A 12019-nucleotide genomic window follows, 5' to 3' on the forward strand; every position below is an offset into this window, starting at 1 on the left:
CCTTTCAGATCCTTTTCTTCTAAAAATTAAGACTCTGCTTCATCAGAGTGCGAGATATATAATAACTGAAGCTTTTTTACTTATTTTTCTTACTTATATTAAGGGCAGATTGCCTCTAAAAGTGAGGACATGCAATCAAAAATATTTCCTTATTAATCATTATTACTCAATAAAAACTGTATTTCAATGATATAAGATAAAAAAACTCTTTTAGATTGTGTTGAGATGTCTACATAGATGCCCATTTGAGGAGATATACTCAGTACATATCATGAACCTATTGTTGTGATAAGTTGATCTTTGATGCGATGAAGAGATTCATCGCGTCCCAATAAAATAAGAACATCCAAAACACCTGGCGATGTGGTACATCCTGTAAGAGCTGCACGAAGTGGTTGGGCGATAGATCCAAATTTGAGATTCTGTGTTTGGATATAAGAGCGAAGCGTTTCATCGAGGTTTTTTGTATCCCAAGAGGGGCAAGCTTTCAGGGCAAGATAAAGATCGTTTAAAATGGTTTGTCCATTTTTATCTAAGAGCATTTGTGCTTTTTCGTTAAGCTGTAATGGTCGTTGCGTAAAAATGAAGGAGGCATTGTTAATCAGTTCGCACAGTGTTTTTGAACGTTCTTTCAAATGTGGGATGGCTTTGAAAAATTGAACACGGCGTTGTTCATCAAGTCTTTCAATGATTTGTGCTCCCCCATCGGTTTCTGGTAGAATATCAAGAGCGGCATCAAAAAGTTCTGCATCATTGCTCATGCGCATATAGTGTCCGTTGATGGAATCGAGCTTTTTGAGATCAAAACGAGCAGCACCTTTGTTAATATCTTCAATATCAAACCAAGAAATCATATCTTGAAGTGACATGAGTTCGTCATCACCATGGCTCCACCCTAAACGGACAAGGTAATTGCGCAAAGCAGCAGGAAGGTATCCCATTGTTCGATAAGCATCAACACCGAGTGCACCATGCCGCTTTGATAATTTTGCACCGTTTTCACCATGGATAAGAGGAATATGGGCCATAACAGGAATATCCCATCCCATCGCTTTAAAGATGATCGTTTGTCTGGCTGCATTGGTTAGATGATCATCACCCCGTATGATATGTGTAACCCCCATATCATGATCATCAACGACAACAGCGTGCATATAGGTAGGCGAACCATCAGAACGCAAAATAATAAAGTCATCTAAATCTTTATTAGGAAAACGAACATCACCTTGAACACGGTCGTGTACAATCGTTTCTCCATCTTCAGGGGTTTTGATACGAATAACAGGTTTGACACCTTGAGGAGCTTCAGAACGATCACGGTTACGCCAACGTCCATCATAACGTGGTGGGCGTCCTTCTGCACGGGCTTTTTCACGCATTTCAGCTAACTCTTCAGGTGAGGCATAACAATAATATGCTTTACCATTTTCGACCAACTGTTCGGCGATTTGGCGGTGACGTTCTGCACGTTCGAATTGCGAAATAGGGGGACCATCATAACTAAGCCCCATCCATTGCAAGCCATCTATAATGGCTTTTACAGCTGCTTCTGTTGAACGCTCTCGGTCTGTATCTTCAATGCGTAGAAGCATTTTCCCACCGGTATGTTTTGCATAAAGCCAATTAAAAAGAGCAGTACGAGCGCCACCAATATGAAGGAAGCCTGTGGGGGAGGGAGCAAAACGAGTAATAACAGACACGAATATTTTCCTTTAAATATTGAGATATTACTTATGGAATTTTATAGAAAGGTTATGTTAGCATAGGTGATGGGGTGTGCAATAGATGCATTGCAAGTTAAAGTGGGGATTTGCGGATGTTTAATCAAAATAAAGTTAAAGAGGGTTTATCCGTAACATCTGCTACAGAAAGAAAAGGCGCATGTCAAATAGAGCAGGATGTTTTTTCTAGGTGTGATGATGCAAAGAATGGCAGTTATAGCCAACAGAAACTTTCTGTATTGACGTTCTTAAAAGAAGCAATCATTTTTATGAGACAATGGTTAGCGGATTGTATCAATAAAGAGGTTTCTTTTGGGATCCTTTTTTCGCTGATTTTAGTCTTTTTTTCCTTAGGAATCATGTTTTATTTTCATTTAGAACAGGAGCCAAGTTGGGGACAATTGGGGGCATTGATCGGCATCTTTCTAGGAATATTCTATATTACACGTTTTTATCGAAAAGTATGGATTCCTACGGGCTTTTTGTTTTGTATCGTATTGGGGGCTTTGGCGGCAAAAATAGAAACATGGCGTATTGCAACCCCCATGTTAAGCAGTGATATTGTCACCACATTGACGGGAAGAATTGTTTCTATTGAGTCAGTTACCAAAGGGGGATTTCGTTTAGTCGTGGATGTTTTGAGTACAGAAAAGCCCATATTACGCCATAGTCTTCATCGTATTCGTTTATCGGCAAGATATTTGCCATCTGGATTAGCAATTGGTGATGGCTTGTATGGGAAAGCTAAGATTCGTGCATTTTCTGGGCCGGTGCGTCCAGGAGGCTACGATTTTAGTTTTCATAATTATTTTAAAGGAATTGGGGCTCAAGGTGTTTATTTAGGAAAACCAAAAAAAATATCCGTTTCGCAGCCTGATGGAATATTCGCTATCATTCTACAGAAAATTGAAAATTTACGCCTGAAGATGACGCAAAGAATCCATATAGCGCTTGAAGGAGAAAAGGGGAGTGTTGCGGCGGCTCTCATAACAGGACAGCGTGCTGGGATTTCAAGTGAGACAAATGAAGCATTACGTAAAGCTGGATTAGCGCATATTTTGTCAATATCAGGTTTACATATGGCTCTGTTGAGCGGTCTAGTTCTTTTGAGCATCCGTAGTTTTTTAGCATTTTTTCCAGTTTTTTCTTCCTATTATTCCAGTAAAAAATTTGCTGCTATCGTTGCATTTATGATAACATCTTTTTATTTGCTCTTGTCGGGCTTAGCGATATCAGCGCAAAGAAGTTTTGTGATGATTGCTGTTATGTTGGTTGCTATATTGTGTAATCGCTCGGCTGTAACAATGCGTAATTTTTCTATTGCGGGGTTGATAACTCTAGCAATTAGGCCCCATGAAATATTAGGCCCTAGCTTTCAAATGTCCTTTTCTGCGACGGCAGCTTTGATTGCGTTTTTTGATTGGTGGAGCAGAAGGTCACTTTTTCGTAAAAGAAAAACAGTCTCCTCTTATGTTGGAGGGGGAGTGATAAATTTTGCTTTTTTATCAATATTTTCGACATGTGCGTCTTCGTTTGTAGCAGGGAGTGCAAGTGGAATTTATGCTGCTTATCATTTTTCTAATACGGCATCTTTGAGCGTTATCAGTAATGCTTTTGCTTTGCCTATCATCTCTATTTTCGTCATTCCTTTTGGCTTAATCGCAGTTCTGGCAATGTTAGGAGGTGTCGAATGGCTTCCCCTTCAAATTATGGGTTTTGGTGTTGATCTTGTGATAAAGATTGCACACGCTATCAAGGCTATTTCTCCTGATTTGAATCCTGGTTTTATGCCGTTGTCTGCGTTGCTTTTATTGAGTATAGGCTTGGTTGGACTGACTTTTTGCAAAACACCCATCAGGCTTTTTTTTAGTCTTTTTATTTTGGCTGGTATTTCTATTTGTATCACGCATTCACCTGTACAATTGATTATAGCAGATAATATGCGTCTTGTGGGCGTTATCCAGGATAAAAAATTATATATTGATCGTTATCATCATTCTAAGTTTACGACATCCATATGGAAAAAGTCATTTCGTTTGAATGAAACGATTAAATCAACAAGGTATGGACCTTCGTTTCACGGACAATTTATTTGTGATCACTATGTCTGTACATCCTTATTAGAGAATGGATTAAAAGTTATCGTTTTACGTGGAGAAATAGATCACTGCATAGAGGCAGATATCCTCATTCAGACATTTGTAATGCATACTCCAACATGTCACAAGAAGGCAAAAATAATATTTACTCCCCGGCAATTATTATCAAGAGGAAGTGTTATGATGACTAAAGATGGGGATATTATTTGGTCTTCGCTAGGATTTCATAGACCATGGAATATGCACAGACAGCATTTACAAAAAAACATATAATTTATCGCGTTTTTTTCATATCTGGATAATTGATAGAAAAAAAATAAGAGAAGATTTTTCTGATATATTTTGCGTTTTTTAATTGATCAGTTTATCAATTTTATTGTGAATGAGAGAAATACCAACAATTTTTTTTGAAAAAATAAAAAAGATAATTGTTGATTATTCTATTTTATTCTTATCATATATTTCTATAACGAGTAACATCTCTTCAAAAAAAGATGACGGTTAAATTTAAAAAATTGAGTCAAGAGGCTGCCTTTTATTATCATTGTTATTGGTAGTAATCGTGGTGATAAATGTTGTTTGCGGATAAAAGGTAAAGTCATTTATGGATGTTCAGCAGTTAAAAAAAAGGGCAGCTGTTAAGGCGCTTGAATTTATTGAAGATGATATGCGGCTTGGTATCGGATCTGGTTCAACTGTTAATGAATTTATTCGTCTTCTTGGTGAGCGTGTTACGGATGGTCTTCGGGTGACTGGTGTTGCTACTTCAAGATATTCTGAACAACTTTGTCATAAGTTTGGAGTGCCTGTTAGCACTTTAGAACAAATACCTGAACTGGATCTTGATATTGATGGAGCAGATGAAATTGGTCCTGAGATGATGCTCATTAAAGGGGGAGGGGGAGCATTATTGTATGAAAAAATTGTCGCATCGGCATCTCGTACAATGCTTGTCATTGCTGATGAAACAAAGATGGTCAAAAGACTTGGTGCTTTTGCACTACCGATTGAAGTGAATCCATTTGGTGTCCATACAACACGCAAAGCCATCGAAAAAGTCGCTGATGATTTAGGACTTTCTGGAGAAATTACATTGCGAATGAATGGAAAAAATCCTTTTAAAACAGATGGTGGCCATTTTATTCTTGATGCATTTTGGGGATGCATTTTGCAGCCTAAATTATTATCAGATGCGCTTCTTGCCATTCCTGGTGTTGTTGAGCATGGTCTTTTTTTGGGGTTGGCTTCACGTGCAATTGTCGCTATGGCGGATGGTCAAATAAAAGTTTTAGAACCATTTGATTTTTAGAAAAGACATTTACATTGTGATATGTTAGCAGAATAAAAAAAGATTTTGAGTAGAATAACGAATTTAAATTATAATTAGCGATTGGGGTAATCATTAAAATGAGAATAATATTTTCTTTTCAGCGTTTTTTCGTATGTTTTGGTGCAATTGCCATTTTTTTTGTGAATATTGGAATGGTTCATGCACAAGGTGTGAGTGATCAACATTTAGATTCTGCCCGAAAGGCGATTAGGGCCATTCATGCAACGGATCAATTTGATAGTTTTTTACCAAATGCAGTCCAAGATTTAAAAAATGAACTGATCAGTGATGATCCGAATTTGGCAACAGCTATTTCTGATATCGTTGATAAGCAGGCGCTTGCTTTAATTAAAAGGCGCTCGGATCTAGAAAAAGAGATTGCTCATGTGTATGCAAAATATTTTACTCAAAAAGAGCTTGATGCAATCACAGCATTTTATAATTCTGATACCGGTAAAAAGTTTTTAACAGAAGTTCCCAATATTGCACGTGATTCCTATTCCGCATTTGATGTATGGCGCTCTGCTCTTATGCAGGATCTTGTAGAAAATGTGAAAAAAGAGATGTCTGAAACACTTAATTTGAATAATTCTACAATGCCTACAAAATCAGAAGCTTCAGAAAATAAAAAATAACTTGATTGATATCATGACAGAGATCGGCAATTTCTGATTTTTTAAGAGCGGCGGTTTTTCCGCCGTTTTTAGTATTTTAATTAAGAGTCTGTCCTTTTAGACTACTCTTTATAGAAAAATGCTCCTTTAAAAGAAAAAAGACTTTCATTTGATAATAAATGACCTTAGCCTATCGTTGCAGATATATGAGAAGGAATAGTTCGTGGGCTCTTTTGATTTTGATTTATTTGTTATTGGAAGTGGTTCTGGTGGGGTGCGTGCAGCACGGCTTGCTGGAGGTCTTGGTAAGCGTGTCGCTATAGCAGAAGAATATCGTATAGGGGGAACCTGTGTTATTCGTGGTTGCGTTCCCAAAAAGCTTTATGTTTATGCTTCACAATATGCAAAAGAATTTAAGAAAAGCGTTGGTTTTGGGTGGAAATATGCGGATCCAATTTTTAGCTGGGAAAAGTTGGTTGCGGCTAAAAATAAAGAAATATCAAGATTAGAAGGACTGTATCGTCAGGGGTTAGAAAATAACAATGTGCATATTTATGAAAGTCGTGCTACTTTTATCGATGATCATACATTAGAGCTTTGTGCTACGGGTGAGCGAGTAAGGGCGGAAAAAATTTTGATTGCAACGGGGGCAAAAGTTGCAACAAATACGACCATAGAAGGCGGTGATTTTTGCCTAACTTCTAATGAGATTTTTGATCTTGATGAACTCCCAAAATCAATAGTCATTGTTGGTGGAGGGTATATTGGTGTTGAATTTGCTAATATTTTTCATGAGCTAGGTGTAAAAACAACACTCCTTCATCGTGGTGATTTAATTCTCCGTGATTTTGATCATGATTTGCGGCAATTGCTCAACGATGCAATGATTGAAAAAGGGATTTCTATTCTCTATGGAGTAACAATTTCTAAAGTGCAGGCGGCAGAAAATTGTTATGATGTTCTTTTATCAAACGGGCAAACGATCAACACTGATCAAGTTATGTTAGCCACGGGGCGTATGCCCAATACAGTGGGTTTAGGACTTGAGAGGGCAGGTATAGAAGTTAATGAGTTTGGTGGTGTTATTGTTGATGAGAAAATGACAACAAATATCCCCCATATTTGGGCTGTAGGAGATGTAACGGGCCATATTCAATTAACACCTGTTGCGATCCATGATGCAATGTGTTTCGTTAAGACAGCATTTGAGAATATTCCCACAAAACCTAATTATGATTTAATTACAACAGCAGTTTTTTCACAGCCCGAGATTGGGACGGTAGGTCTTTCAGAAGAAGAGGCAATACAGCGTTATAAGCATCTTGAAATTTATCGTACAGTCTTTCGTCCTATGCGTAATGTTCTGTCTGGTAGTTCAGAGAAAATGTTTATGAAGCTCATTGTTGATGGTGAAAGCCGTATTGTTGTAGGCGCTCATATTTTAGGAGAAAATGCTGGTGAGATGGCACAACTTATTGGCATATCTCTTAAGGGCAAACTGACGAAGGATATCTTTGATGAAACGATGGCAGTGCATCCAACAATGGCAGAAGAATTGGTAACGATGTATAAACCAAGTTATATATATGAAAATGGGAAGAAAATAGAAAATTAAACAACATTCATAGTGTGGTAAAAAGTTTTTGATATGGCAGGCTTGGAAACTTCATTTTTAGAGAGAGTGTAATGATAAAAGAATGGGCGCCTAACTCTTGGAGAAAACGGCCAATTAAACAAGTTCCGACTTATCCGGATAAGTCTATGTTAGAAGATGTAGAACGAAAGCTGAGGAGCTATCCTCCTTTGGTTTTTGCCGGTGAAGCACGTGATTTAAAAAATGAATTAGCAGCTGTTGCGCAAGGCAAGGCTTTTTTATTGCAAGGTGGTGATTGTGCCGAAAGCTTTGCAGAACATGAAGCTGATAATATCCGCGATTTTTTTCGTGTATTTTTGCAAATGGCGATTGTTTTAACCTTTGGTAGTTCTAAACCCGTTGTTAAAATTGGTCGTATTGCTGGTCAATTTGCAAAGCCCCGCTCTTCTGATATAGAAAGAAAAGAAGGAATTGAATTTCCTGTTTATCGGGGGGATATTATTAATGGCATTGAATTTGGAGCCGGTTCTCGTATTCCAGATCCGCAACGGATGTCTATGGCGTATCGCCAATCTGCGGCAACACTTAATTTATTGCGTGCGTTTTCACAAGGTGGCTATGCTAATTTAGAAAATGTTCACACATGGATGTTGAGTTTCGTTTCTAACAGTCCGCAGGGGGAACGTTATGAATTATTAGCAGAGCGTATTTCTGAAGCAATTGATTTTATGCGTTCCATAGGGATTACATCCAAAACGCATTCTTCGTTGCGTGAAACATCTTTTTATACCAGTCATGAAGCGCTTTTGCTTGGTTATGAAGAGGCTTTGACGCGGATTGATTCAACTTCAGGAAATTGGTATGCAACATCTGGTCATATGTTATGGATTGGTGACCGCACACGTCAGATTGACCATGCTCACGTTGAATATTGTCGCGGCATTAAAAATCCTATAGGATTAAAGTGTGGTCCTTCTATTGAGCCGGACGAGCTTTTAAAATTAATTGATATTTTAAATCCTGAAAACGAACCGGGGCGTCTTACTCTTATTACGCGCTTTGGTTATGATAAGGTTGAAAGTTATCTGCCTAAACTCATCCATGCTGTTGAACGCGAGAAGCGTGAGGTTATATGGTCATGTGATCCAATGCATGGCAATACCATTACTGCTAATGGTTATAAGACGCGTCCCTTTGATTATGTTTTAAAAGAAGTAGAGAATTTTTTTGCAGTGCATCATGGAGAGGGAACCTATCCAGGAGGCATTCATATCGAGATGACAGGTCGTGATGTCACTGAATGTACGGGAGGAGCGCATGCTATTTCTGTAGATGATTTATCTGATCGTTATCATACGCAATGTGATCCACGACTAAATGCAGATCAAGCGTTAGAATTAGCTTTTCTTGTTGCTGAACTCCTTAAAAAAAAACGTGTAACTGATCCATTAGCACTTGCTGTTGGTGAGTAGGCAAAAATTTGTCTGACATTTTTTATTTTAGATCATTATGGCAGATAAAGAATTTTTAAAAAGGAGTATTTCCGATAATGAGGAATAAAGTTGTGGTTGCCAAACTGATGAAGTGATACAAAGGCTTATGAAAAATAACTTTCGGGTCGCAGTTGCCCAATTAAATCCTATTGTCGGTGATATTGGGGGAAATTTTTCTCTAGCCGTTATGGCGCATCAAAAGGCTAAAGAAGAGGGGGCTGACCTTGTTTTATTCACAGAGCTTTTTATAAGTGCTTATCCGCCAGAAGACCTTGTTCTAAAACCTGCTTTTACGAAAGCATGTGAAGAGTCTGTTGAAAAATTAGCAAAAATAACCGTAGGCGGACCAGGAATTATTATTGGTCTTCCATTAAGACGTAATGGCAATATTTACAATGGTGTCATGCTTCTTGATGAAGGACGAGTCATTGCTGAAAGCTTGAAGTTTGATTTACCTAATTATGCTGAGTTTGATGAAAAGCGTCTATTTTCTTCTGGACCGCGTCCTAAGCCGATTAATTATCATGGGATAAAATTGGGGATAGTGATTTGTGAAGATATTTGGAATGATTCCTCTGTGTGTGTAGAACTTAGCAATAAAGGTGCTGAGATGATTCTGGTTCTTAATGGATCTCCCTATTATCATAATAAAATACGAAAGCGGATAGAAGTTGTTCATGCGCATGCACTTCAATCTGGAGTGCCGATTATCTATGCTAATCAAGTTGGTGGTCAGGATGAGCTGGTTTTTGATGGAGGCTCTTTTGCCTTGAATGGTCAAGGCAAAATGGTATTTCAAATGAAACATTTTGAAAGTCATATTTCTGTAAGTCATTGGCAACGAAAAACGACAGGGTGGCACTGTGTTTCAGGCCCTAATGAAAGTCTTCTCGATGGGGTAGCGGCTGATTATCAAGCTTGTGTTTTAGGTTTGAAAGATTACGTTAATAAAAACGGCTTTAAGGATGTTATTCTTGGTCTTTCCGGAGGAATTGATTCAGCTCTGTGTACAGCAATGGCGGTAGATGCTCTTGGTGCTGAGAGAGTTCGCACCATTATGATGCCTTATCGTTATACTTCACAAGAATCATTGAAAGATGCCAAAGAATGTGCCGATCTTTTGGGATGCCACTATGAAATCATACCAATTGAGCAAGCTGTTGAGACTTTTTTAAATATAGTATCACCTTTTTTTTTAGGGCTACTACCTGATGTGACGGAAGAAAATCTTCAAAGTCGTATACGCGGTACGCTTTTAATGGCTCTTTCAAATAAATTTGGCTCAATGGTGGTAACAACAGGCAATAAGTCAGAGATGGCTGTGGGATATGCAACACTGTATGGTGATATGAATGGCGGGTTTAATCCTCTTAAAGATATTTATAAAATGCAGGTTTATGCCTTAGCTGAGTGGCGTAATAAAAATTATTTGCACCATTTAAAGGGCCCAGAAGGAATTGTCATTCCATCCAATATTATAGAAAAAGCACCTTCTGCAGAACTGCGGGAAAATCAAAAAGATGAAGATTCTCTACCACCTTATCCTATTCTAGATGATATCTTGCAATCTCTTGTAGAAAATGACATGAGTATTGATGATATTGTTCAACGTGGGTATTTGAGGGAAACTGTTGAGAAAATTGAACAGCTTCTTTATGGTGCTGAATATAAAAGACGACAATCTGCACCCGGTGTAAAAATCAGTTACAAGAATTTCGGACGCGATCGTCGTTATCCCATAGTCAATCATTTTCGTGATAAAAGTTGAGTATTCTTTTATGGTTAAAGTTCGTTTTGCTCCCTCTCCAACAGGTTATATTCATATTGGCAATATCCGTAGTGCCCTGTTCAATTGGCTTTATGCACGAGCGCATAAGGGAGAATTTATTTTGCGCTATGATGATACAGATGTTGAGCGTTCTAAACAAGAATATATCAATGCTATTGCTGTTGACCTTGAATGGCTTGGTATTCAACCAGATGCAATTTATTACCAATCTAAGCGATTTAGTCGATATGACGAGGTGGCAGAAATTCTCAAACAACGTGGTCTTCTTTATCCTTGTTATGAGACAGCGGAAGAATTAGAGCGGCGTCGGAAAATCCAGCTTTCACGCAAACTACCTCCCATTTATGACCGTGCAGCATTGAAGTTAACAGAAGAAGACAAAAAAAACTTTGAATTAAAAGGTCGCAAGCCCCATTGGCGTTTTCTTCTTCCTAATTTTGAAAATAATCCTTTGCAAACAAAGCGAACAGAAGTTTGCTGGAATGATGCCGTAAAGGGAAAACAGACGATTGATTTGGCTTCTCTTTCAGATCCTGTGCTTATTCGTGAAGATGGAACCTATCTTTATACATTACCATCTGTTGTGGATGATGTCGATATGGCCATTACACATATTATTCGTGGTGATGATCATATTACAAATACAGGTGTTCAGATTGCTCTTTTTAAAGCTCTTGATGCAGAATTACCTGTTTTTGGTCATACCAATTTATTGGCAACAGTTTTAGGAAAAGGATTTTCAAAACGTAATAATGATCTTTCTATTCGTTCTCTACGAGAAGAAGGATTTGAATCAATAGCCGTTCAGTGTCTTGCTGTTTTAATTGGAACATCACAAAATGTACATCCCTATCCCCATCAAGAAGCACTTTTAGAACATTTCAATTTACAAGATACATCAAAATCAGTTGCAAAATTTGATATTGCTGATCTTTGTACTTTGAATAGTCATCTTGTTCATGAACTAAATTATGAGGACGTTAAAACGCGCCTTAAAAATCTTTCTATTGAAGGAGAAAAGGCGGAGTATTTCTGGAATGCGATAAGAAGCAATATTGATAAAGTCAATGAGGCTGTCTTGTGGTGGAAAATCATTCATGATGAACAGAATTTTGATACAGTGGCACAAGAGGATCGCGCATTTGTGCAGCAGTCGCTCAATTTCTTACCTAAAGGTGTCTTGAAGGATGAAAGCTGGAAAGTTTGGACGATGGCATTAAAAGAAAAAACGGGGAGGAAAGGAAAGTCTTTATTTATGCCATTACGTCAAGCACTTACGGGCGTGGATCATGGACCTGAAATGGGAAAGCTTTTGCAGCTTTTAGGGCGTGAAAAGGTAATAGAAAGACTCTCTAGGAAATAAGAGCAACTTTTTAAAA

8 protein-coding genes are annotated in these 12019 nt (G+C 38.0%); 7 read left to right on the top strand and 1 reads right to left on the bottom strand.

What is annotated here, in order from left to right:
* Positions 1–269: 269 nt before the first annotated feature.
* Complete coding sequence (gltX, locus tag PVV57_RS05250) at positions 270–1700, bottom strand: glutamate--tRNA ligase (protein WP_273718627.1); 1431 nt, start codon at positions 1698–1700, stop codon at positions 270–272.
* Between the two features lie 116 nt (positions 1701–1816).
* On the opposite strand from gltX (PVV57_RS05250), the gene PVV57_RS05255 reads away from it, so the two are divergent.
* From PVV57_RS05255 to gltX (PVV57_RS05285), 7 genes are all read left to right on the top strand, one after another.
* Positions 1817–4093: a ComEC/Rec2 family competence protein gene (locus tag PVV57_RS05255; RefSeq protein ID WP_273783601.1), complete on the top strand. Its 2277-nt coding sequence runs from the start codon at positions 1817–1819 to the stop codon at positions 4091–4093.
* Between the two features lie 331 nt (positions 4094–4424).
* On the top strand, positions 4425–5129 hold the full coding sequence (gene rpiA, locus PVV57_RS05260) for a ribose-5-phosphate isomerase RpiA (RefSeq protein ID WP_273718630.1): 705 nt from the start codon (positions 4425–4427) through the stop codon (positions 5127–5129).
* A gap of 98 nt (positions 5130–5227) precedes the next feature.
* Complete coding sequence (locus tag PVV57_RS05265; protein ID WP_273718631.1) at positions 5228–5785, top strand: DUF2059 domain-containing protein; 558 nt, start codon at positions 5228–5230, stop codon at positions 5783–5785.
* Between the two features lie 202 nt (positions 5786–5987).
* Complete coding sequence (gene gor, locus PVV57_RS05270) at positions 5988–7379, top strand: glutathione-disulfide reductase (protein ID WP_273718632.1); 1392 nt, start codon at positions 5988–5990, stop codon at positions 7377–7379.
* Between the two features lie 71 nt (positions 7380–7450).
* Positions 7451–8830, top strand: a complete 1380-nt coding sequence (locus tag PVV57_RS05275) for a class II 3-deoxy-7-phosphoheptulonate synthase (protein WP_273718634.1) — start codon at positions 7451–7453, stop codon at positions 8828–8830.
* A gap of 127 nt (positions 8831–8957) precedes the next feature.
* Positions 8958–10619: an NAD+ synthase gene (locus tag PVV57_RS05280; RefSeq protein ID WP_273718636.1), complete on the top strand. Its 1662-nt coding sequence runs from the start codon at positions 8958–8960 to the stop codon at positions 10617–10619.
* 10 nt (positions 10620–10629) lie between these two features.
* Positions 10630–12003: a glutamate--tRNA ligase gene (gltX, locus tag PVV57_RS05285; RefSeq protein ID WP_273718638.1), complete on the top strand. Its 1374-nt coding sequence runs from the start codon at positions 10630–10632 to the stop codon at positions 12001–12003.
* The last annotated feature ends 16 nt before the right edge of the window (positions 12004–12019 follow it).

This window comes from Bartonella sp. AU15XJBT (assembly GCF_028618615.1).
Classification (GTDB): domain Bacteria; phylum Pseudomonadota; class Alphaproteobacteria; order Rhizobiales; family Rhizobiaceae; genus Bartonella.

What these genes read in the sequence shown, in the direction of transcription:
- rpiA (WP_273718630.1), top strand. Translation starts at nt 4,425, where the DNA reads ATGGATGTTCAGCAGTTAAAAAAAAGGGCAGCTGTTAAGGCGCTTGAA.
- PVV57_RS05265 (WP_273718631.1), top strand. Translation starts at nt 5,228, where the DNA reads ATGAGAATAATATTTTCTTTTCAGCGTTTTTTCGTATGTTTTGGTGCA.
- PVV57_RS05255 (WP_273783601.1), top strand. Translation starts at nt 1,817, where the DNA reads ATGTTTAATCAAAATAAAGTTAAAGAGGGTTTATCCGTAACATCTGCT.
- PVV57_RS05280 (WP_273718636.1), top strand. Translation starts at nt 8,958, where the DNA reads ATGAAAAATAACTTTCGGGTCGCAGTTGCCCAATTAAATCCTATTGTC.
- gltX (WP_273718638.1), top strand. Translation starts at nt 10,630, where the DNA reads ATGGTTAAAGTTCGTTTTGCTCCCTCTCCAACAGGTTATATTCATATT.
- PVV57_RS05275 (WP_273718634.1), top strand. Translation starts at nt 7,451, where the DNA reads ATGATAAAAGAATGGGCGCCTAACTCTTGGAGAAAACGGCCAATTAAA.